Source organism: Lysobacter sp. Root983 (genome assembly GCF_001429345.1).
GTDB lineage: Bacteria > Pseudomonadota > Gammaproteobacteria > Xanthomonadales > Xanthomonadaceae > Lysobacter.
The window spans coordinates 998267-1020244 of record NZ_LMJO01000001.1 but is presented as its reverse complement, the minus strand read 5'-3'; the positions used below and the strand labels follow the sequence as shown (position 1 = coordinate 1020244).

General features: G+C 67.7%; 17 protein-coding genes. 3 read left to right on the top strand and 14 right to left on the bottom strand.

The window, feature by feature from the left end:
- Nucleotides 1-20: 20 nt before the first annotated feature.
- Nucleotides 21-1547 (top strand): oligosaccharide flippase family protein, encoded by a 1527-nt coding sequence (locus ASE43_RS04440; RefSeq protein ID WP_057159580.1) that lies wholly within the window; start codon nt 21-23, stop codon nt 1545-1547.
- A 1-nt stretch (nt 1548) separates the two neighbouring features.
- Entirely contained in the window at nt 1549-2310 is a 762-nt protein-coding gene (locus tag ASE43_RS04435; protein ID WP_056175744.1) for a YdcF family protein, read from the top strand.
- Between the two features lie 107 nt (nt 2311-2417).
- On the opposite strand, the gene ASE43_RS04430 is transcribed toward ASE43_RS04435, so the two are convergent.
- From ASE43_RS04430 to ASE43_RS04365, 14 genes are all read right to left on the bottom strand, one after another.
- Entirely contained in the window at nt 2418-4412 is a 1995-nt protein-coding gene (locus ASE43_RS04430) for a choice-of-anchor Q domain-containing protein (protein WP_162258747.1), read from the bottom strand.
- Nucleotides 4413-5198: 786 nt separating this feature from the next.
- Nucleotides 5199-5870, bottom strand: a complete 672-nt coding sequence (locus ASE43_RS04425) for a serine acetyltransferase (protein ID WP_082607093.1) — start codon at nt 5868-5870, stop codon at nt 5199-5201.
- Entirely contained in the window at nt 5867-7249 is a 1383-nt protein-coding gene (locus ASE43_RS04420) for a phenylacetate--CoA ligase family protein (RefSeq protein WP_057159578.1), read from the bottom strand. Before ASE43_RS04420 ends, ASE43_RS04425 begins: the two co-directional genes overlap by 4 nt.
- A 16-nt stretch (nt 7250-7265) precedes the next feature.
- Nucleotides 7266-8771 carry a hypothetical protein gene (locus ASE43_RS04415; protein ID WP_057159577.1) on the bottom strand — a complete coding sequence of 502 codons (1506 nt, stop codon included), beginning with the start codon at nt 8769-8771 and terminating at the stop codon, nt 7266-7268.
- Nucleotides 8772-8861: 90 nt separating this feature from the next.
- Nucleotides 8862-10190: an O-antigen ligase family protein gene (locus ASE43_RS04410; RefSeq protein ID WP_056175733.1), complete on the bottom strand. Its 1329-nt coding sequence runs from the start codon at nt 10188-10190 to the stop codon at nt 8862-8864.
- Nucleotides 10191-10250: 60 nt separating this feature from the next.
- The gene (locus ASE43_RS04405; protein WP_057159576.1) at nt 10251-11414 is read right to left on the bottom strand and encodes a glycosyltransferase; all 1164 of its coding nucleotides are present in this window, start codon (nt 11412-11414) and stop codon (nt 10251-10253) included.
- Nucleotides 11404-12726 carry a glycosyltransferase family 4 protein gene (locus tag ASE43_RS04400; protein ID WP_057159575.1) on the bottom strand — a complete coding sequence of 441 codons (1323 nt, stop codon included), beginning with the start codon at nt 12724-12726 and terminating at the stop codon, nt 11404-11406. The genes ASE43_RS04405 and ASE43_RS04400 overlap by 11 nt, the downstream gene beginning before the upstream one ends.
- 97 nt (nt 12727-12823) lie before the next feature.
- Nucleotides 12824-13960, bottom strand: coding sequence for a glycosyltransferase family 2 protein (locus tag ASE43_RS04395; RefSeq protein ID WP_057159574.1), 1137 nt, complete (start codon nt 13958-13960; stop codon nt 12824-12826).
- A gap of 16 nt (nt 13961-13976) precedes the next feature.
- Nucleotides 13977-15227, bottom strand: coding sequence for an outer membrane beta-barrel protein (locus ASE43_RS04390; RefSeq protein WP_056175720.1), 1251 nt, complete (start codon nt 15225-15227; stop codon nt 13977-13979).
- Between the two features lie 82 nt (nt 15228-15309).
- Complete coding sequence (locus ASE43_RS04385) at nt 15310-16065, bottom strand: CpsD/CapB family tyrosine-protein kinase (protein ID WP_082607092.1); 756 nt, start codon at nt 16063-16065, stop codon at nt 15310-15312.
- Nucleotides 16062-17651 carry a hypothetical protein gene (locus ASE43_RS04380; RefSeq protein ID WP_057159572.1) on the bottom strand — a complete coding sequence of 530 codons (1590 nt, stop codon included), beginning with the start codon at nt 17649-17651 and terminating at the stop codon, nt 16062-16064. The genes ASE43_RS04385 and ASE43_RS04380 overlap by 4 nt, the downstream gene beginning before the upstream one ends.
- Nucleotides 17648-18265 (bottom strand): XrtA/PEP-CTERM system exopolysaccharide export protein, encoded by a 618-nt coding sequence (locus tag ASE43_RS04375; protein ID WP_057159571.1) that lies wholly within the window; start codon nt 18263-18265, stop codon nt 17648-17650. Before ASE43_RS04375 ends, ASE43_RS04380 begins: the two co-directional genes overlap by 4 nt.
- 84 nt (nt 18266-18349) lie before the next feature.
- Nucleotides 18350-19357, bottom strand: coding sequence for an NAD-dependent epimerase (locus ASE43_RS04370; RefSeq protein ID WP_057159570.1), 1008 nt, complete (start codon nt 19355-19357; stop codon nt 18350-18352).
- Between the two features lie 5 nt (nt 19358-19362).
- Entirely contained in the window at nt 19363-20640 is a 1278-nt protein-coding gene (locus ASE43_RS04365; protein ID WP_057159569.1) for a nucleotide sugar dehydrogenase, read from the bottom strand.
- A 210-nt stretch (nt 20641-20850) separates the two neighbouring features.
- On the opposite strand from ASE43_RS04365, the gene galE reads away from it, so the two are divergent.
- Nucleotides 20851-21933 carry a UDP-glucose 4-epimerase GalE gene (gene galE / locus ASE43_RS04360; RefSeq protein ID WP_057159568.1) on the top strand — a complete coding sequence of 361 codons (1083 nt, stop codon included), beginning with the start codon at nt 20851-20853 and terminating at the stop codon, nt 21931-21933.
- The last annotated feature ends 45 nt before the right edge of the window (nt 21934-21978 follow it).

Genomic DNA, 21978 nt, shown 5'->3' with positions numbered 1-21978 from the left:
GACGATCGCGGTCGCTCGCGATGAATAGTTCGACGGAGAGCGCGACGGGCGCGGACGAAGGCCTGCGTGCCCCGCCGCGGGAGCGACCAGGCATCGTCACGCATTACCTGCGTTATTCGATCTCGAACGGTCTAGTGATGCTGGCGGGCTTCATCTCGTTCCCGATCCTGACCCGGTTTCTCGACAATACCCAGTTCGGCATCCTGAGGTACTACGACACCCTGATGCTGCTGGGCGTGGCGATCATCAAGCTCGGCACGCCGCACGCGATCGTGCGCTTTTATCCCTACGACGGGAGCGCGCGGCGGATGCAGGAGTTCGGCACCAACATGGTGCTGCTGCCGCTGATCCTGTCCGCAACGCTATGGTTACTTGGGTTGTGCGCGATCGCGCTCTGGTCCTGGCTGGGGCAGGGCGCGTTCTCGCCGCTGGTCTGGTGCGCCGTGCTGATGATGCCGATGCTGGCGGCGGTCAACATCGTGCAGATGGTGATACGCGCCAGCGAGCGTTCGGACATCGTCATGGCCATGCGCGTGATTGGGCGCATGCTCGAACTGGTGTTGGTTCTGGGCGCCGTGATCCTGGTGCAAAGAAGCGCGCTGGCGGTCTACGGCGGTAAGATCGTCGCCACCGTGCTGGTGCTGGCCTGGCTCGCGCATTGGATGTACCGCAACGTCAGTGTGGCGCGCGACGCGCTCGACTGGCAGGCCGTGCGCAGCGGTCTGATCTACGGCTTGCCGCTGATGGCACACGAGTTGGCGTTCAGCATCCTGGCCAATGTCGATCGCGTGCTGCTCAAGCAGATCACCGGCGATTTCGCCGCGGTCGGCATCTACGCCATCGGCTATTCGCTGGCGATGCAGTTGAACGTGTTCATAGACGCGACCCTGTCCGAGGCGTTCACACCGGTGGTCATGCGCGCCTACGAAACCGGCGGCAACGAGGCCGTGCGCGCGCTCAAGGAGAAGGTGCTGCTGCCGATGACCTACGCGGTAGTGGCGATCATCGCGTTTCTGCTGGTGTCGGGGCAGGACCTGCTGGTGGCGCTGAGCGGTCGAGACAAGGCCGCGTCGGGCATCGTGTTCATCGTGATCGGCATCACCGTGTCGCTGTACGCCGTGCTCGCCATCTCGAACTACGGCTTGCAGTTGAAGAAGAAGACCGTGCAGGTGCTGATCATCACCCTGGGCGCGGCGGCGTTGAACGTGGTCATGAACCTGATCCTGATTCCGCGCCTGGGCTACATGGGGGCGGTGTGGTCCACCGCGATCGCCTACGGCGCGCTGGCCTTCGCCCAGTTCGCGATCTGCCCGAAGGGATTGGCGCGCCTGCCGGACCTGCATGCGGTCGCGCTGTCGCTCGGCTGCCTGACCGTGCTGGTGGCGGTGGCGCGCGGCACCGACTTGTTCGGGCTGCATGCCATCTGGGCGCGACTGTCCGTGGCCGCCCTGCTGTTCGTGCTGCTGTATGCCATTCCGGTTCTGGCCTTGGATCGGAAGCTGCGTGGAATGACGATGGCCTTGATGTCGCGGTCGCGGTCGCGTTGACGTGGCGGCCTGGCTGCTATCCCCGCTCGCATGGCTGTTGCTGGCGGGGGCGGCGCTGCCCTGGGCCTGGTTGTGTCGCCAGCGTCTGCGCTGGCCCCTGGTCGCGAGCGTCGCGCTGGCGGCCGTCGCGCTCGCGGCGATGACGCCGCTGGCGGCCAATTTGCTCGGAAAGCCGCTGCAGCGAACGCTCGCCGAGCCGATCGCCTGCCGCGATGCGCCGCCGGCGATCGCCGTCGTGCTCGGCGGTGGCAGCGACGGGCGCCCGCGCAGCGATACCGACTTCGCGGTACTCAACCTGGCGTCCCGGCGACGCATGGACCGCGCGGTGGCCTGGTGGCGCGCGCGCGAAGGACGGCAACTGGTGCTGGTGGGCGGCGGGCGCGGAGGGGTGGCCGTGGCGGAGCTGATGGCGGCGTACGCGCGTATGCAGGGCGTGCCGGCGGCGGCCCTGCGCTTGGAAGCCCAATCCGACGACACCTGGAGCAACGCGCGCCACGCCGCGCGGATGTCGCCGCCGCTGCCTGCGCGTATCGTGCTGGTGACCTCGCTGATCCACATGCCGCGCGCGCGCGCGGCATTCGCCGGTGCCGGCTTCGAGGTGTGTCCGCTGGGCACGGACGCGCGCCGGCTGCCGTCGCGCCTGCCGTGGGCGCTGGTGCCGCGAACCAGCGCGCTCGCCAACACCGAGCTGGCCCTGCACGAGTGGGTGGGCTTGGCGTACTACCGCTGGCGCGATCATCGCGAGGCGCCCGCGTCTCGTTGAGGTCAGCACCCGCTTGGGCTGCGAGCGTCCCCGCGACGTTCTTGCCGTCTCGCAAAAAAAGAGCCCCGGAGGACGTCCGGGGCTCTTGCTTACGACGCTGCGTAGGCTTACTTGGCGACCGCGAAGGTCGTGGTCGCCGTCTTGCTCAGGCCGCCGGAGGTGGCCACCGCCGACAGCTTGTAGGTGCCGATCGAGCTGGGCCCCGTGCCGGAGGTGAAGGACACGCGCGCATAGCCGCTGGCGTCGGTGGTGGCGCTCAGCAGCACGTGGTTGACGCCGTTAGGCTTCAGCGCATCGAACGCGACGTTGGCACCCGAGACCGCCACGCCGTTCTTGAGGACACGGGCGGTGATGGACACGACTTCACCGGCTTTGTAGCTGGCCTTGCTCGTGCTCACGGTTTCGGTCAGGCCGACGACGGCCGCGGCCACGCTGTAGGTGATCGAGGCGTTGCCGGTGTGGGTGGCGCCGACGTTGCTGCTGACGCCCGCGCCGATGCCGTAGCTGCCGGCGCTGGCGGTGAGGTTAGACATCACGCTCAGGGTTGCCGCGCCGCTGGCGCCCGGAGCCAGCGTGATCGCGGTCGACGACAACTCGCCGGTCCAGCCGCTCGGAACGGTGCGGGCGATGGCGAACGACGTGTTGGCGCAGGCGCTGCTGTCGTTGTTCTTCAGGCTCAGCGTGTACTTGTTCTCCGTGCCGGCGGCGACGGCGGCGGTCGGACCGCTCAGGGTCACGGTCGGCGCTGCGCGGGTGCAGGTCGGAGTCGGCGGCTGCGGCGGCGGAGTGCCACCGGCCTGGACCTCGTAGGCGCCCACGTCGTTGGCGGCGCCCGAGGGACGCGGCTGCAGCAGGAAGTCGGTGGACACGCCGCTGACCATCGGGGCCTTGTCGGTCACCGGGCTGCCGGCGAGCGGTTCGGCATCGAAGGCGGCCAGGGTCATATTGGTCAGCTTCGGGTCCTGGGTGCAGGTGGTTCCGGTCTGGCAACTGCGCACCTTCCAGGCCATGTTGCCTGAGAAGGATTTGGCGGCGGGGGCGCTGCCGCCGCTGAACAGCGTCGCGGTGGCGGTGTTGGCGTAGTACGGGAAGCCGATCACCAGGTTGTTCTGGATGTTGACCTTGTCGCTGGACGCGCCTTCGCCGTAGGCGATCTGCGCATCGCCTTCGCCGGCGATGGTGTTGTGGCGCACGGTCGCGGTGTCGTTGCCGGTCAGGATCAGCAGCAGGGTGCTGCCGTAGGCGCGGCACAGGTCGCCCGAGGCCATGAAGTCCTTGCCGCGGAAGTAGGTGCAGTTGCCCACCAGGACCGAGTTCTCGATCAGCGAGTTGCCCTTGATCTTGACCTGGTTGCCGGCGTTGGCGACCGAGTAGATGCGGCGCAGGGTCACGGTGGTCGCGTCGGCGCCGTCCATGTAACGCAGGTCGAGGCCGTCGGAGGTGTTGTGATGGATGAAGGCGTCTTCGATCAGCCACTGGCCGCCGGTGTCGACGGTGCCGAAACCGTCGCCGTAACCGCCGGTGGTCTGCGCCCAGCAGGCCCAGGGTTCGCCGGTCGCGACGCGCTCGCCGCAGCCGTTCCAGCCGATCTCGATGTCGCGCAGGATCATCTGGCCCGAATTCGAACCGGTGCCGACGTTGCCGTCCCAGCCGGCGCTGCCGTTCTTGTTCATCTTGACGCGTTCGAGCGTCCAGTTGGACAGGCCGCCGGCGTTGAAGCCGCGCGCCGCCATGCCGTGCACGTTCACGTCGTGCATCCACACGTTGTTGGAAGCGGTGGCGTACACGCCCACGCGGGCCCAGGCCATCGCGCTGGTGCAGGCGGCCGCGGCGTTGGAGTGGTTGTAGACGCAGTCGCTGTTGTCGGTGATTTCGAGATTGCCGACTTCGACGTTGGAGCTGCCGTCGAGGTTGAGCACGCGATGGGTGCCGGCGACGCCGACCAGCTTGGTGCCGGGCTTGCCGAGGATGCGCGTGCGCGTGGACGCGTTCGGGCCGCTCGGGATCTTCTGCATGTAGCCGCCGCTGCCGATCTGGAAGGTGCCGGCGCCGATCAGCAGGGTGTCGCCACCTGCGATGCGCGCGCTACCGGAGGAGGGCATGGCGATGTTGGGGTTCTTCCAGGCGCAGGCCTGGCCGGTTCCGCTGCCGGGATAAGCCGCGTCGGCGCGGCCGGTGCACTGGGCGGCATCGCCACCATCGGTGCGGACGTAGAAGGTTGCGGCTTGGGCGGTGCCGAAAGCGGCGAGGCCAAGGGACGGAAGCAGGAGCGAAGAAAGTAGGGCTCTGGGCAGCTTGCGGCTGCGAAGGGTCGATAGGGACATTTAGACTTGCTACTCCGTAGGGTTCGGGATGGCGATGTGGTGGCACCTCCTTTGTGGCCGGGGGCGGACTCTAGGGATGGGGGAGGACATGTTTTGTGCTGTCCGTCACAGTTCACATGATCGTCACGCGTCACAAGTCGACCAAGAGTGTCTTTTGTGACGCAGAACCTGACGCAGCTGGTCATATTCAGCTGGGGTTCGGGGATATAAATGCTGAACAGGGTGTTTGAGGCCCAATCCGCGGCCACTCACGGCTGTGTCCGGCTGGCGCGGACTTAAGCGCGTGATGGCGGGGTTGCCGAGATGCCGGTACCGATAGACCCGGAATAGAGCGTGCCAAGGTCCCGACGCGTCTTCACCCCGCAGCGACTAATCTGACTGCGTTGAAAGCGGTTGCGTCGCATTTTTCGGTGAGACAGCAGACTGAATGCGACGTCTCGACGAACGTTCGTGCTCTAAGCGAGGACCCATGCGGGCGCGTGGGACGGCTCGAATGACGCGGCGCCGATGCGGGCGCGGCCGAGGTCGGCGAGGGCGGTCTTGGGCGGCGGAAAGGGGTGGCGCTTAGCCGAGCTTGCCGTCGTAATCGGTCCGATTGACGTAGCCGGCCGAGCCTTCCCGGGAAATGATCCGGCCAGGTACGCCGACCACGACCGAGTCGTCGGGGATATCCATCGTGACCACGCAGTTGGCGCCGATCGCCACGTTGTTGCCGATGCGCACGCTGCCGGCGATCACCGCGCCGGGACCGATGTAGATGTTGTCGCCCAGGACCGGATAGCCGCGATGGCGGCCGCGGTTCGCGCGTCCGATGGTCACGCCTTGGGAGATGTTGCAATTGCGGCCGATCGTGGCCTTCTGGCTCACGACGATGCCGCCGAAGTGACCGATGTAGAAGCCGCTGCCGATGGCGGTGCCCGATGGGATGGAAATTCCCAGCTTGTAGACCAGGTGCCCGAGCACGAGGCGCGCGAACGGATACAGCGTGTACCTGAGCCAGGGATGGCCCTTCGCGTACGCGCAGGTGCGCATCCAGAAATTGTATCGGTACGACTCGCCGTGGAAGACGTAGCGCAGCAACGCGCTCGGCTTGGCGTGGCCGGTGATCCGGTACAGATCGGACAGCACCAGGAATCGGTACTGCGCGTAGCTGATGCGCGCTGCCGGCTGCGCGCGTTGCGGGGGCGCGTCGTCCGTCCCCGTCGCCTGCTTGGATGGGGGCGCGCTGTCGCTCATCGCTCGTTCGCCTTGAGCTGCGAAACCACGGCCTTGAACTTGCCGTTCGCCGATCGCGGTATCGATTCGACGGGTTCGACGATCACGCTGACGTCCCCCAGGCGCTGGCGCACGCGCCGCCCTATGTCGTCGGCGTCGGCTTGGTCGAAGCCTGCGGCCGGGACGACCTTCACGCGGATGCGGTCCAGCGCTTCCTGGATGACCTGTCCTTCGACGACGTGGTCCTGGCCGACGAAGATGCCGTGGAAGCGGACCAGCTGGCGCCCGTCCGGGCCGACCACCACGTCCTCTATCCGTCCCAGCACTTCCCTCAGCACCGGCATCTGGCGTCCGCAGGCGCAGGGGTCCGGGTCCCAGGCCGCGACATCGCCGACGCGATAGCGGATGAAGGGCTGGTAGCGGCGCACGAAGCCGGTGGCCACGACTTCTCCGGCCTCGCCCGGATCGCAGGCGCTGCCGTCGGTGCGCAGGATCTCGAGCACGCCCGCATCCGGGCTCAGGTGCAGGCGCTGGTGCGCGCATTCGCTGGCGAACACGGCGTTCTCGACGGTGCCGTACTCCTCGAACACCCGGCATCGGTAGGCCCGCTCCATGACCGCGCGCATGTCCGGCGTGAGCTTTTCGCTGGTCGTAATCACGGCTTTCAACGCGGGGACGCTGAGCTTTCGGTCCAGGATGTGGCGCGCGAGCAGGTAGTAGGACACGGCGTAGCCGGTGAGCCACTGGGTCTTGTGGCGCCACAGCGCCGCCACGTATTGGTCGGCATTCGCGCGGTTCAAATGGAAGGCCGAGAAGTAAATCTGGTTCTCCACCCGGTTGTAGCGATGGAAAGGTCCCTCGCTGTTCGCGTCGGGCACCACGATGCGTCCGGAGAAGGTCGCGCGGCCCTCGTTGAAGGACGCGCCGGCCCAGTTCGCGGATCGCGCCTCGCGCAGCGCCCTGGCGTCGCGTGCTTCCCTGGCCGTCCACAGCGTCTGCACCGGCGTGCCCGTCGAGCCGCTGGTGAGAAAGCGGTAGCGCAGCAGCGGGCGAGTATCGTCGCGGGCGAAGTCCTGCGGATCGCGGCGGATCGGATCCTTGGCCAGCAGCGGCAGCTCCGCCAGGCGGCCCGCGCGCGCCGCCGCCTTTTCCTGCTCGCTCCAGGTCCGTCGGTAGTAGGGAATGTGGTCGGCGGCATGGCCCAGCAGGGTCTTCAGTTGCTCCGCCTGGTAGGCGGCGAACCTGTCCAGCGGCCAGGCGTCGCGATCGCGGTATCCGCGCAGCAATTCGGCGTAGCCGGGGCCCGCGCGCAACCAATGGCGATACAGGCCGAACGCCGATGCGGCGATGTCCTGGCCGCGTGCCGGGAGACGAGCGTAGATCTTGTCGGTCAGGCCCATGCTGGATTCCGTCGCGCTAATGGGTCGGCGCCTGGGCGCAGGTCACCGCGCCGGCCTGGCCGCGCGCGGGGCTGCCGGCCAGCGGCACGGCATCGAAGGCGCTCAGGCTCATATTGGTGAGGCGGGGGTTGAGGTCGCAGATCGTGTCGCCGGGGCAATCGCGCAGGTGCCAGCCGAGGTTGCCGGTGTAGCGGGTGATGGACCAGCTCCTGCCGCCGCTGAACCCGCTCAATTGGTCGGGCTGCAGGTAGTAGGGCGCTCCGATCGCCAGATTGTTCGTGATCGCGATGCGGTCCGTCGGATTGCCCTCGCTGCGGCCGATCTGCACCGCGCCTTCGCCGATCAGGGTGTTGTGGCGCACGACGACGGTGTCGTGACCGGTCGTCACCAGTTGCAGGGTGCTGCCATCGGCGCGGCACAGGTCCTGCTCGGTCATGAAGAACTTGTGCTTGAAGTAGCTGCAATGGCCGACCAGCACCGAGTTCTCGATCAGGGCGTTGCCCTTCACCTTGACCTGATTGCCCGCATTGGCCATGGCATGGATGCGACGCAGGGTCACCCGCGTCGCGTCGGCGCCGTCCATGTAGCGCAGATCGAGTCCGTCGGAGGTGTTGTGGTGGACGTAGGCGTCTTCGATCAGCCATTGCCCGCCGGTGTCGGTGGTGCCCAGGCCGTCGCCGTAGCCGCCGCCCCGCTGCGCCCAGCAGGCCCAGGGCGCGCCGCTGGCCATGCGTTCGCCGCAGCCGTTCCAGGCGATCTCGACGTCGCGCAGGACGATCCTGCCGGCGTTGGAGCCGCCCTCGCCGATGTTGCCGTCCCAGCCCGCGCTGCCGTTGCGGTTGAGCTTGACGCGTTCGAGCGTCCAGTCGCGCAGGCCGCCGGCATTGATGCCGCGCGCCGCCAGTCCGTGGATATCGAGGTCGTGCAGCCAGACGTTGTGAGAGGCGCGCGCGTACAGCCCGACGCGCGCCCAGGGCATGGCGTCGGTGCAGGCTGCGGCGGGGGCGGAGTGGCGATACACGCAATCGCTGCCGTCGGTGATTTCGAGGTGGCCGACTTCCAGATTGGAACTGGCGTCCAGGTTGAGCACGCGATGCGTGCCCGCGACGCCGACCAGTGTCGGCGTCGCGCCGGACCGGCCCAGCACACGTGTCGGCTGGGCGCGGCTGGGCCCGCTGGGGATGGGCTGCATAGGTCCGCCGTCGCCGATCCGGTAGCTGCCGGCGCCGATCAGCAGGGTGTCGCCGCCGGCGATGCGCGCGGGGCCGGAGGCCGGCAGGGCGATGGCCGGATTGTTCCAGGCGCAGTCGGCGTTGGCGGCGCCGGAATAGGCGGCATCGGCGCGACCGTTGCACTGGGCCGCATCGCCGCCATCGGTGCGGACGTAGTAGGTCGTTCCGCCCGCCGACGTCGTCGCGATCGGGATATCGGAACCGTCGCGGCGGCCCGAGGGACACAGTTCCGATACGGGTTCGGTTTCGTCCGCGCATGCGGTCAGGGAGGCGAGCGCAAACGCCGCCAATGCCAGTCGCGGCGTTCGCCGATGCGTGCGGGTGCGGCAGAGTTGGCGGCGGCAGATGCTGATGCTGTTCCCCTGGTCCGCGTCCGAACTTCAACGGAACGAACGCCGGGACCTCGCCGTTGCAGCCAGTCGCGGCAGCGCCCGCGCCGCGAGCGGGAAGCGTTGGCCGGCGGGAATGGGCGCCGGCTCGGGCCCGCCAGTGGCCGCGGGGATCTGGCCGGCCTGCGCCTTCATGATTCCGTAGCGTTCCATCAGGCCGCACAGGATCCAGAAGTTGGCCATGACGACGCTGTCGAAGAAGGGGCTACCGTACAGGTTGCCCAGCGCCATCGAGATCACCGCGAACGTGAATCCCAGCTCCAGCGTGCGTGGTTGCGACGGCGCCACGGCCGCGGCGGAACGGCGCAACGAAGCCGCCAGCCGCCATAGCCGCCAGAACACCCACAGCAGCGCCAACAGGCCGAGCGGACCGCACTCGGCCAGCGTCAGCAGAAAACCGTTGTGCGCATCCTTGCCGGCGTAGTTGGTGTAGTCGCCGATATGCTCGCTGAAGCGCCCCAGGCCCACACCGGCGGGATGGTCGCGCAACATGTCGATGGTGCCGTTCCAGATCGAGAAGCGGCTGGTGGTGCTGACATCGAGCGTCACCGAGCCGGTGCCGGAGACCTGCTGGGTTTGCTGGACGCGGTCGACGACGCTCCTGGGCAGCAAGGTCGCCGAGGTCGCCACGATCAGCAGGCCGGCGAGCATCGCGGCGGGGATGCTGCGCGATACCAGCAGGATCATGATCGAGAACAGGCCGATCAGGTAGGACTGGCGCGAATACGTCAGCAAGATCGCCATGGCCAGGATGGCGGCGCCCGCGAACGCCGCCCAGCGCACCCACCGGCGCTGCCGATACTGCAGGACCGGCGCGAACAGCATCGGCAGAAACATGGCGAAGAACACGCCGGCGCGGTTGGCCATCTTGATCTGGCCGAAGGGGCCGGTGGCGCGCTGGGTTTCGGAAAACTCGCCCAGGTTGAACGACAGCCCCTGCAGCACCGCTTCCAGTCCCGCGCCCACCGCGACCAGCAGCACCAGCAGGATCAACTGCCGGGTCTGTCGCATGTCCAGGCCGCACTTGCGGTAGGCGAGGTACAGCAAGGGGTACAGGACGGCGACCTTGGCTTCGCGCAGGTCCTTTTCCGCATTGGCCAGGTCGTGCCAGTGGGCGGCGATGAAACCGATCAGCATGGCCAGGAACAGGGCCAGCAAGGGCGGAACCAGATAGGCCGGACGCATCAGATAGGCCGGCTCGCGCCCGCCCATCAGCATCGCGATCACCAGCAGGGCGACCGACGTGCCGACGCTGACATCCGGCGGCAGGTGCGCCGTGTTCGGCAGCAGCACGATGGGAATGGCATAGAGCAGGCGCATCGGCTCAACCCGTCCCGCCGACGCTGTCGGCCCCGGCTGCCGCGCATGCGGATTCGGTATTCATTTCGCCTCTCCGCGCGCGGGACGCGTTGGCGCGCCGCTGGCTTTGACATCCTGCGGTGGCAGGCAGCGTTCGTAAACGGCCGAGGTCGCGGCGCCCAGCGCTTGCTGGCTGTGGTGCTCGATCACGTGTCGCAAGGCCGCCTGCGCGAGCCGTGAGCGCAGCAGCGGGTCGGCCATGCGCGACATCGCGGCGGCCAAGGCGTCGGCGTCGTCGGGACGGAACAGCAGGCCGTTGCGCTGGTCGTCGATCAGTTCGAGGTTGCCGCCCACGGCGGAGGCGATCACCGCGCAGCCGGCGGCCATGCTCTCCAGCAGCGCGTTCGAGAGGCCTTCGAAGTGGGAAGGCAGCACCAGGAAATCGGCGGCCTGCATCAGTTCCGTCGCATCCGAGCGCTCGCCCAGGAAGCCCAGATCCGCCGCCACGCCCTGGTCCGTCGCGAGCCGTTCGATGACGGTTCGCAGCGGCCCGTCGCCGGCCAGCGCGATCCAGGGGCGCGCGCCGGGCGGCATCGTCGCCAGCGCGCGGATCAGGCAGGGCAGGTTTTTGACCGATACCAACCGGCCGACGAACAAGCCGAACGCGCGCCCGTCCGGTACCCCTAGCGCGCGTCGGATCCGACTGCGCTCCTCGTCGCAGAGGCCTGCCGGCACGCCGACGCCATTGGCGACGGTCACGAATTTCGCCGCGGGCGCGCGGGTGCGCTGGGCGGTGGCGCGCGCGCCCGCGTTCGAGTTGGCGATGACGGCGGCGCTGCGGCCCAGGACGTAGCGCTTGAGCCACCAGAACCAGGCCGGCCGGTCGAGCGCGAAACTGCGCTCGGAGGCGACCAGCGCCGGCCGGCGCCGCGACAGCGCACGGGCCAGGACCGTCGCCCATTCGGCGGTCAGGGAAAAAGCGTGCACGATGGCGTAGTCGCGCTCGCGCAGCAGGCGCGCGTAAGCCAGCAGGAACGCCGGGTCGATCCGGCGACGCTTGGGCAGGTAGTGCACCGGCACGCCGTCGCGACGGATCGCGTCGGCCAGGAAGGAATCACAGCGGAAGAAGGCCAGCTCAGGCGCCCATCGGCGCCGGTCCAGGCCCATCAGCAGATGCTGAACCTGGCGCTGGCTGCCGCCCACTTCCATGCCGTCGATCACCACCAGGAGCCGTTCACGCCGCATGGTTGACGGCCCTCGTCATCAGATCATGCAGCTTGAGCGCTTCTTTGCGGGCATCGAATTCCAACTCGATACGCTGACGTGCGGCGATCGCCAGTCGTTTGCGCAGCGGCGCGTCGTCCAGCAAGCGCTGCAGCGCCTGCGCCAGCGAAACGGCGTTGCGCTCGGCCGCCAGCAGCCCATGCACTTCGTTGCCGATCAGCTCCGGCACGCCGGATACCGGGCAGCTGACGACCGGACAGCCCGCGGCCATCGCTTCCATCAGAGCCACCGGAATGCCGTCGCGGCTGCCGTTGGCGGCGATCTGGCAGGGCAGGGCGAATACCGTGGACTGTTCCAATGCCGCGCGCACATATTCCTGCGGCTGCGCTCCGGCCAACTCCACATACCGCCGCAGCTCGTGGCGATCGATCAGGCGCCGCAGTTCCTGACGCGCCGGACCTTCGCCGACCAGGGTGCACAGGAACGGCGTGCCTGCGTCGCGCAGGATCGCCAGGGCCTCGATCAGCGTGTGGAAGCCCTTCTCCGGAGACAGGCGGCCGACGCCCAGGATTCTGTTGCCGGACGGCTCGCGGGTCCTCGCGGAGATCTGCCGCAGATCGACGCCGCAATGCACGACCTTCAGTTTGCGCGGCGCCAGCGCGGAGATGTTGCGATCGAGCCAGCCGACGTTGTGGCGCGAAATCGTGACCGCGAGCGCTGCATCGGCGATCTTGCGCGGAAGCAGATGATGGTTCCTGAAGACGTCGTGCGCATGGCAGGTGAAGCCGAATGGACGCCGCATGGCGCGCGCCAGCGCCCAGGCCGCGGTGGTCGGATAGGTGGACCAATGGGCGTGGATGAATTGCGGGTCGAAGGCCTGCAGCCACGGAATCTGGCTCAGGCTCCTGACCAGGGTCGCCAGCGATTTGGCCAGGACCGCGGGCGTGCGCCAGGTGTCCGCGACCACGGTGGCGACGGCGCCGCCGATACGCACGGGGTGCGTGAACAGCGCGCGCAGGCTGTTCCACAGGGTCGGCAGCGGACCGAGCGGCTGGCGCACGCGATCCAGCAAGGTCGCGGCGTCGGCCTGAACCATGGTTTCGCCGGAACGTTTCAGGGAAAGGATGCGTACGTCGACCCCAACCTCGATCAGGGTGGCGATTTCGCGAACGATGAAGGTCTCCGACCAGCTCGGAAACTGCGAGACCACATACACGACCCGTTGCAATGGCTGTTGCGTGGTCGCCGCAAGCTCCGCATAGGCTGCGTCGCGCGCGATCGCCGCCGTGGCGTCTTCGGAGCTGGCATAGACATGGCTTGCCTGCGACTGCATGGTCGATTTACCTGGCTCCGGTTCATGAAAAACAACGTCGCGTGGCGCCGTCGACGGCCAGTAGCGGGGCGACGGCCGAGGGGCGCGACGCGTGCGCTCAGCGTTGCGGCGTCCAGGTCACGATGCGTTCGCCGCGCAGGAACCGGAACAGGCTGACGGCGGAGGCCAGGTTGGTCAGCAGGAAGTAGTAGGGTTTGGCGAGCAGGCGCGATTTGCCGGGCAGGCGCGGCGACGCGAATCCGAGCAGGCCCGCCGACAGCAACGCGAGCTGCAAGGCCAACAGCCATGCGTAGCGTCCCTGCAGCGCGAGCGCCGCGTTGGCGAGCAGGGCGAGCATCCAGAACACCGGCGACAGGTACCGGAGCAGCTTGTGCGACCACAGCTGCCAGGCAAACGCGCCGAACCTGAACGGGTTGAGAAAGCGCTTCTGGCTCGCCAAGGCCGAGAGGCTGCGCATGCCGACGCGCACGCGCATGGTCAGCTCGCGATCGGGGTGGTCCAGGGCGGTTTCGTAGCACATCGCGTCGGGTTCGAGCACGGTGCGCAAGCCTTGCTCGCGCACCAGCATCGCGACCACGAAGTCGCTGATCAGCTCCGGGGCGATGTCGCGATAGGCGCTGTGGCGGACCGCATACAGGCAACCGGAGACGCCGATCAGCGAACCGATGTCGCTCTCGGCCATGCGCAGCATGATTTCGTAGTTCCAGTAGGAGGTGCCGCCGCGACCGGTGGCATCGTCGCCTTGCGCGACATAGCTGAGGCGGCCGGCGACGCAGCCCACCGCGGGGTCATGGAAGTTGCGCGTCATCGCGCGCAGGGCGTCCGTTGCGATCCGGGTGGTGGCGTCGGTGAACAGCAGGATATCGCCGGAAGCGGCGGCCGCCGCCGCGTTCTGGCAGGCCGTCTTGCCCTGGCGCCCCTCCACGCGCAGCAGGCGGACCCCGGCGATGCCGAGGCCGCGCACGATGTCGTCGGTGCCGTCGCTGGAGGCATCCGAGGCCACGATGACGTCGATCCGCCCTTGCGGGTAATCCAGGGCCAGCACGTTGCGGACCTTGAGCGCGATGTCCTTCTCTTCGTTGTAGGCCGTGATGATCACGGTGACGGACGGGGTAATGGGCTGCTTGCGCGTCGCGCGCGGCCGGACGCGCGCGATCGCGATCGCCAGGACCGGGTAGCCCGCGTAGACGTAGGCCAGCAACCCGACCGAAGCCCAGAACAGAAGCTCGAGCATGCTCCGAAGCCCTCCGTCAGCGCTGCCACCACAGCGTCAGGAACACGGCGTTCTCCGTGTACTCCTGATCGGCGACGTTGGATTTGCGCTGGTTCCGGACCGCCTCGGCGCGCCAACCCCAGTGCCGCGTCAGCTGATAGTTGACGCCCAGGCTGTACACGCGATCGCGATCTTCCTCGTTGCGGCTCAGGAACTCGCGGTTGCGCACCGAGCCGGTGAAGAACAGGCTGACCAAGGGGCGCAGCCGGTAGTCGACTTCGAAGAACGCGCCGCGCTCGCGGCGATCGGCATCGCCGCGGTCGATGTAGCGCAGTTCCCGGTACAGCGGGCGCACGCGCAAGCCGACGCGTTCGCCCCGATGGCGGTAGTCGAGCTCGACGTCGCGCTGCCGGTACACGCCGGACGACACCAGCGAGGAGGACGAATCCACCAGATCCGGCACCAGGCTTTCGTCGGGGTCGCGCAGCCGCACCACCAGGTCCTGGACCTGGTCGGCGAACTGATGACGGGCGCGTAGACGGAAGCGGTTGCGCGAGTCGGGTTGCCACTGCACCGTCGCCCGCGCGATCGTCGTGGTGGGGTCGTCGCCGCTGTCGCGATTGAGGCGCGAATGGCCCAGATCCAGCTCGTACTCGACCTTGCGCAGCCTGCCCTCATAGCGGACGAAAGCGTCGGTGCGCGTGTAGTCGACGGCGGTCGGGGCATCGTCGAATCTCGCTTTCATGGAGGTCAGGTTGAGCGAGCCCTTCGATGTGGGGCTCAGGTCTCGTTGCAGGGAGGCGGCCGCGCTATAGCGCTCGCCGTCGAAATCGGGCGCCACTTCGGCATGCGTGCTGACCCCTCGCAGGTCCAACTGGAAGCGGGTCGCATCGCCCATCCGGGCGAAGAAGCTGGGCCCGCCGAGCAGGATGTTCACCCGCTGCAGGTTGCCCGGATAGCGTCCGCCGCGGAAATTGATCGGCTCCTCGCTCAGGTAGTCCTCGACCACCAGGTTCATCCGCTGCGGCAGCAGCGACCAGTTGAGCTGACCGGCGAATTCGCTGCGGCTCTCGTCGTCGAACTGGTTGCCGAAGTAGCGGCGGCGCTCGAACTCGCCGCGCGCCTGCAGCTCGACCGTGGCGCCTTCCTCCTTGAGGTCGAACTTGATGCGCGGGACCAGGACCGTGTCCTCGGCCTGGTTGTCCTCGCTTTGGTTGATGTTGTCGCTGTGCAGCGCTTCGACTTCTATACGGTAGTTGAGCCGCGCGGCGTGCGCGCTGCCGGCCAACGCCGCTGCCGCCAATATCGCCAGATGCAGCCGGGTCCGTCGCGCGCGCGTCCGCGGCCGGGCGAGGCACGCAGCGCGGTGGTCAGGCGCTCTCATTGAAGATCACGCCGGCGAACTTGGCCGGGTCGAAGTTGGCGGCGGCCGCGGCGATCTCGGCGGCGGTGTTGCGGCCGTATCCCGCGACCAGCACTACCACGTCGGCCAGTTCCGACAGGATGCGCGCATCGGGCGCTCCCAGCGTCGGCGGGCTGTCCAGGACGATGTAGCGATCGGAGTAGCTGCTGCGCAGCGAATCCAGCAACAGGCGCATGCGGAACGAGGAGAAGTATTCGGTCTCCATTTCGCTATGGGCCGAGCGCCCCGCCGGAATCAGCTTCAGGCGCGGGATGACGGTGCTGTAGATCATGTCGTCCACGTCGGCGTCCAGGTCCTCCAGATACTTGATGAGGCTGCCGCGGTTGTCGTTGATCTTCATCACGGCGTGCTGGACCGGATGCAGCAGGTTGCAGTCGACCAGCAGAGCGCTGCGCTCCTGGTCGAGAGTGATGGTGAGCGCGAGGTTGCGGGCCACGAAGCTACCGCCGCAGGCCGGGCCGACCGGCGCGACCAGGGTGATGAAGTTGTCCGTCGCCGTCGCCAGCAGGCGCGTGCGCAGCTCGCGGAAGGCGTTGACCAGTTGCCGGTTGGCGCCGTCGGCGAAGGGGATGATCGAGCGCTCGACCAACTGCTCGGGCGTCAGCGCCGTGCCGCCGTCGCGGCGCACGACACTTCTTTTTCCAGGTCCGATGTCGGTCATATGGGCCGATGCGTCCACCGCGTGGCGATTGAAGTCGTTCATAGGACATCCGTCATTTTCAGGACGAACACGACACCGTAGATCAGGGGCACGAGCGCGAACAGGATCGATCCGATCTTCATCCGTTTGGCGTGCTGTGCGGTCTGGTCGTAAGTCAGGTGCAGCGGAATGACCCCGAGCACCGGCAGGCCCGCATCGCGTTCGATCTGCAGCGGCGTGCGTACGCGCGGGTCGTGCTTGACCAGCATCGACAGCATCACCAGCGGGATCACGATCGCCAGCAGCAGGCCGGCCACGGCGAAATGCATCAGGCGCAAGCCAGTGGACTGCAGCGGAATCGAGGCGGGTTCGAGGATCTGGAAACCCAGGCTGCGGCCGTCGGCGTCCAGGCTCATGGAAACGCGCGCGTTCTCGCGTCGCTTGAGCAGGTCGTCGAACATTTCCTTATTGATGTCGTGCACACGGGTCAGGGCGGTGACGGTGCCTTCGTCGCCGATGATCCTGCGGCTGCGTTCCAGCTCCTCGCGCAACAGCGCTTGCGCGGTGGCCAGCCGCGAGGCCGAGGCCGCGCCCTGTCGACGGACTTCCGCCAGCTGGGCGCGCAGCTGCTGATAGACCGGGTTCATCGAGCCGGTATCGCCGGGCAGCACCGCGGCGCCGCCGGAGTTCGCCGAGGGGTTGCTCTGCAGCTCGCGGATCTGGTTGCGGACCCGCACCACGTCCGGGTGCTGGGCGGTATAGCTCAGCATCAGACGGTCCTGCTCCGCCTGCAGGGTGGCGAGCTGGACGTTGGTCCGGGTGGAGCGGGAGATGGTGTTGAGCTGGCTTTCGCGCGAGAGCTGGCCTATCACTTGGCGCTCCTGCGCACCGACGTCGGCCAGGTCCATGGCGGCGTTGTCGGCGGCGCGGCGCAACTCGGCGATGCGTGCGGAAACGTCGGTGTCGACGCCAGGCATCGCGTCCGGGTTCGCGCTGCGGTACTCGCGCAGTTTGCGGTCGGCCTCGGAGAACGCGCGCTGGTAGTTGTCCACTTGCGCGTCGATGAACTGATACGCGGAGCGGCTCGCGCGCGCCCGAGAGTCCAGCACCTGTTCGATCAGCGCCTCCGAGAATCGCTTGGTCACGGCATAGGCGCGCTTGGGATCGGAGTCCGAATAGGTGATCTTCACCAGGCTGAGCTTGGGATCCGTCGAGCGCGTCTGGGCGCGGTCGGTGACCGCGATGTCGGTGCTGTTGATGATGGAGTTGATCAGCTCCTGCTTACGCAAGGGGCTGGGATTCGACTCCAGCCAGCCGCCTGCCTTGAGCACGTCCGCCATGACCCGGCTGCCGAACAGCACCTCGCGCGAGATCACGGCGCGGGCGACCTCGTTGGGGGCGGTGGTGCGCCCCTGCATCAGCGGCGCGATCGGCGTGTTGTCCTGGACCAGCACCATCGCCGACGACTTGTACGTGGACGGATTGACCAGGCCCCAGGCCAGGAACAGCAGCGCTATGGCGGCGAAGATGGTGGCCAGCGGCAGCAGGTAGCGCCGGAATTCCCTGCGCGCGACCGACAGCATGGTCAGCGTCGGCAGGCGTTCCGACGAGGAGCCCGGCAACAGCGGTTGCCCGTACGGATTGTTCACAGAACGCGCTCCGGTACCGTGATCACGTCGCCGGGGGCGACCTTATAGTTGGTGCTCAGATCGCCGGCGTTGAGGATGTGGTCGAGCTGCACCCCATAGGCCTGCGCGCCGTCGCCGCTCTTGCGGTGCAGGCTGGAGCGGTCGGCCGCGGCGAACTCGGTGACGCCGCCGGCGGCGAGGACCGCGTCCAGCACGGTCATGCCCTGGCGAAAGGGAATCGAAATCGGCGTGCGCACCGCGCCGGTGACCCGAACCCGCGACAGATACTCGTGGCTGCGCAGTTCGGTGATGATTACCGTCACCTGAGGCTCGATCACATAGGTCGCGAGCTTGCCTTGCAGCTCCTTGGCCACGGCGTCCGGCGTTCGGCCGCCGGCCATGACATCGCCGACCAGCGGAACCGAGATCATGCCGTCGGGGCGGACCGGCGTCACGATGCTCAGCTCGGGATTGCGCCACACCGAAACCTGGACGCGATCGTCGACGCCGATCTGGTATTCGTCCGCGACCGGGGCGGCGGCCGGCGGGGCGCCCGACGCGAGGTCGCCGGAACTGACGCAACCGGCAAGCATTAGGGGCAGACACAAGGCCCAAAGGGCGGCTGCAACGCGCATGGCGATTCTCCGATTGACCCCTCTTGAACAACGCCGAGCACTGATGCGCCCGGCCAGATCCAGCGGTATCGGAAGCCCGTTCCTTCAAGCCCCGTAGTAGTCGCGGTACCAGTCGACGAAGCGCGCAACCCCGACTTCCACCGGGGTCGACGGCGAGTAGCCGACGTCCCGGCGCAGCGCCGTCACGTCGGCGCAGGTGTCGGGCACGTCGCCCGGCTGCAGGGGCAGCAGGCGGCGTTCTGACGTTCGTCCCAGGCAGCCCTCGAGCACCTCGATGTAGCGCAGCAGTTCGACGGGCTGGTGGTTGCCGATGTTGTAAAGCCGGTAGGGCGCGCCGGACGTGGCGGGCGTGGGCGCCGCCGCGGCGTAGTCCGGATCGGCGGTTGGAATGCGGTCCAGCGTGCGGACGATGCCCTCGACGATGTCGTCGATGTAGGTGAAGTCGCGGCTGTGGCGACCGTGATTGAACAACTCGATGGGTTCGCCGGCGAGAATCTTGCGGGTGAAGACGAACAGCGCCATGTCCGGCCGGCCCCAGGGGCCGTAGACCGTGAAGAAGCGCAGCCCCGTCGTCGGCAGCCCGAACAGGTGGCTGTAGGTATGCGCCATCAACTCGTTGGCCTTCTTGGTCGCGGCGTACATGCTGACCGGATGGTCGACGTTGTCCTCGACCGAAAACGGAAGCTTGCGATTGGCGCCGTACACCGAACTGGACGAGGCGTATACGAGGTGCTCGATGGCGCGGTGGCGGCAGGCTTCCAGGATGTTCAGGAACCCGATCACATTGCTATCGACGTAGGCGCGCGGGTTCTCCAGCGAGTAGCGCACGCCGGCCTGCGCGGCCAGATTCACGACCCGCTGCGGCCCGAACGAGGCGAAGGCGTCGTCCACGGCCGCGCGGTCCTCGAGCGAACCGAGTACGAAGCGGAAGTTGCGCTGCGGCAGCAGGCGCGCCAGGCGCGCCTGTTTCAGGCTAGGGTCGTAATAGGCGTTGAGGTCGTCGAAGCCGAGCACTTCGTCGCCGCGCGCGAGCAGCACCTCGCTCAGCTTCGCGCCGATGAAGCCCGCCGCGCCGGTGACCAGTACGCGCATGGCGCTCACAGGCAGCCGTCGATGCTGGCGCGCGGCAAGGCGCGCTTGACGTCGAAGAGCACGGCCCCGGGCACGCCCAGGCCGCGGATCCGCTCCGCGCCCATGGCGACGAACTCGGCATGCGCCACCGCCAGCACGACGGCGTCGTAGCGGCCGGGTTCGGGCTCGGCGACGAGCGTCACGCCGTACTCTTCGTGCGCGTGCCCGGCGTCGACCCAGGGGTCGTGCACGTCGACCCGGGCGTTGTAGCAGTGGAGTTCGCGAATGATGTCGACCACCTTGGTGTTGCGCAGGTCCGGGCAGTTCTCCTTGAACGCCAGTCCCAGCACCAGCACCCGCGCCTGGGTCATGTCCTGGTTGCGCTGACGCATCAGCTTCACCACCCGGCGCGCGACATGGCTGCCCATGCCGTCGTTGATGCGGCGCCCGGCCAGGATCATGTCCGGGTGGTAGCCGATCTGCTGGGCCTTGTGGGTGAGGTAGTAGGGATCCACGCCGATGCAATGGCCGCCGACCAGGCCCGGACGGAACGGCAGGAAATTCCACTTGGTGCCGGCGGCTTCGAGCACCTCGTGGGTGTCGATGTCGAGGCGATGGAAGATCAGGGCCAGTTCGTTGATCAGGGCGATGTTGACGTCGCGCTGGATGTTCTCGATGACCTTGGCCGCCTCGGCCACGCGGATGCTGGAAGCCTTGTGGGTGCCGGCCTTGATGATCCGCCCGTACAGTGCGTCGACCAGATCGGCGGCCTCCGGGGTCGAGCCGGAGGTGACCTTCATGATGGCTTCCAGGCGGTGGTTGGGGTCGCCCGGGTTGATGCGCTCGGGGCTGTAGCCCGCATGGAAGTCCTGGTTGAACGTCAGGCCCGATTCGCGTTCGACGATCGGCACGCAGATCTCCTGGGTCGCGCCGGGATACACCGTCGACTCGTAGATCACGATGCCGCCGCGCCCGATCGCCCGGCCCACCGTGCGGCTGGCCGACTCGAGCGGGCGCAGGTCGGGACGCTTGTACTCGTCGATGGGGGTCGGCACGGTCACGATGAACACGTTGCAGCCGGCCAGCGACGACGGATCGCTGCTGAACTCCAGCTGCGCCGCCTCGCGCAGCTCCTGCGCCGAGACCTCGCGGGTATGGTCCCGATGCGCTTGGAGTTCGGCCACGCGCGCGGCGTCGATGTCGAATCCGACGGTCGGGAAGCGCTTTCCGAATGCCGCGGCGAGCGGCAGGCCCACATAGCCCAAGCCTAGGATTGCGATACGGGCCTCGTCCAACGAGGCCAATGTGGCATTACTTGCCAAGCAGACCTCCCCTGACGGTCGACTTTCGAGCCCGTGGTGCGGTATCCGGTCTAAGGGTTAACGCCAGTCGGGCGCGATCGCGGACAGCCGGCGACGAGCGGAGCGGTGAAGCGGGCGAACGGACGCGGGATTGGACGCTCGCAGCCGCGTTCCGCGTTGTCCAGGAAACCACGGCAGCAGCGGCGTACCCAGATGGCCGGCCAGACTACGAAGTGCGTCTTGGTATGCGGTGGGGCCGGCTACATCGGCAGCCACACCTGTACCGCGTTGGCGGAGCGGGGGCATCGCATCGTCATCGCCGACAATTTCGCCAACAGCTCGCCGCGCGTACTGCTGCGCCTGCAGCGCATCGTCGGCGCGCCGGTGGAGTGCGAGCGCCTGGATTTGCGCAGCAAGTCGGCCGTGACCCGGTTGTTCAAGCGACATCGCTTCGACGCGGTAATCCACTTCGCCGCGCTCAAGGCCGTCGGCGAGTCGTTCGAGCGGCCGCTGGCCTACTTCGACAACAACATCAGCGGCACCATCAACCTGCTCGGCTCCATGCACGATGCGGGGGTGATGCGGTTGGTGTTCAGCTCGTCGGCCACCGTGTATGGCGATCCGGAGAGCGTTCCGATCAACGAGCAGGCGCGGCTGGGCGTGACCAACCCCTATGGCCGCACCAAACTGGTGATGGAGCAGCTGATCGAGGACCTGTGCCACGCGGACGGCTGCTTCCGCGCCGCCAACCTGCGCTACTTCAACCCGGTGGGCGCGCATCCTTCGGGCTTGATCGGCGAGGACCCCGCGGGCATCCCCAACAACGTGATGCCCTACATCTGCCAGGTCGCGGCGGGGCGGCGCGGCAAGCTGAGCATCTTCGGCGACGACTATCCGACCCCGGACGGCACCGGAGTCCGCGACTACATACACGTCATGGACCTGGCGCGGGCGCATGTGGTCGCGCTGGACTACCTGGTGCGCGGAGACGGCAACCTGACCGTCAATCTGGGAACCGGTCGCGGGATCAGCGTGCTGGAGCTGGTGCATGCCTTCGAACGCGCGTCCGGCTGCAGCATTCCTTATGAGATCGTGGCGCGGCGCCGTGGCGACGTCGCCGAGGTCTATGCGGATCCCTCGCTCGCGCGGCGCCTGCTCGGATGGCGGACGCGGCTGGACCTGCACGCCATGTGCCGCGACGCGTGGCGGTGGCAGTCGATGAATCCCGACGGCTACCAGCGTCCGACGGCAAAGACGAAGTCCTCGCCGCTGGCGTCGCGCAAGACGATGACCTAGGCCGCGCGGTCGCGACCGGGCCTGCGCTCGGGAGCGGTCCCCGGC

Coding starts and splice junctions, on each gene's coding strand:
- ASE43_RS04440 (WP_057159580.1), top strand. CDS start 21: ATGAATAGTTCGACGGAGAGCGCGACGGGCGCGGACGAAGGCCTGCGT.
- ASE43_RS04400 (WP_057159575.1), bottom strand. CDS start 12,726: ATGCAGTCGCAGGCAAGCCATGTCTATGCCAGCTCCGAAGACGCCACG.
- ASE43_RS04430 (WP_162258747.1), bottom strand. CDS start 4,412: ATGCCCTCCTCCGGTAGCGCGCGCATCGCAGGTGGCGACACCCTGCTG.
- ASE43_RS04385 (WP_082607092.1), bottom strand. CDS start 16,065: ATGAACGACTTCAATCGCCACGCGGTGGACGCATCGGCCCATATGACC.
- ASE43_RS04405 (WP_057159576.1), bottom strand. CDS start 11,414: ATGCGGCGTGAACGGCTCCTGGTGGTGATCGACGGCATGGAAGTGGGC.
- ASE43_RS04420 (WP_057159578.1), bottom strand. CDS start 7,249: ATGGGCCTGACCGACAAGATCTACGCTCGTCTCCCGGCACGCGGCCAG.
- ASE43_RS04425 (WP_082607093.1), bottom strand. CDS start 5,870: ATGAGCGACAGCGCGCCCCCATCCAAGCAGGCGACGGGGACGGACGAC.
- ASE43_RS04375 (WP_057159571.1), bottom strand. CDS start 18,265: ATGCGCGTTGCAGCCGCCCTTTGGGCCTTGTGTCTGCCCCTAATGCTT.
- ASE43_RS04410 (WP_056175733.1), bottom strand. CDS start 10,190: ATGCGCCTGCTCTATGCCATTCCCATCGTGCTGCTGCCGAACACGGCG.
- ASE43_RS04395 (WP_057159574.1), bottom strand. CDS start 13,960: ATGCTCGAGCTTCTGTTCTGGGCTTCGGTCGGGTTGCTGGCCTACGTC.
- ASE43_RS04370 (WP_057159570.1), bottom strand. CDS start 19,357: ATGCGCGTACTGGTCACCGGCGCGGCGGGCTTCATCGGCGCGAAGCTG.
- galE (WP_057159568.1), top strand. CDS start 20,851: ATGGCCGGCCAGACTACGAAGTGCGTCTTGGTATGCGGTGGGGCCGGC.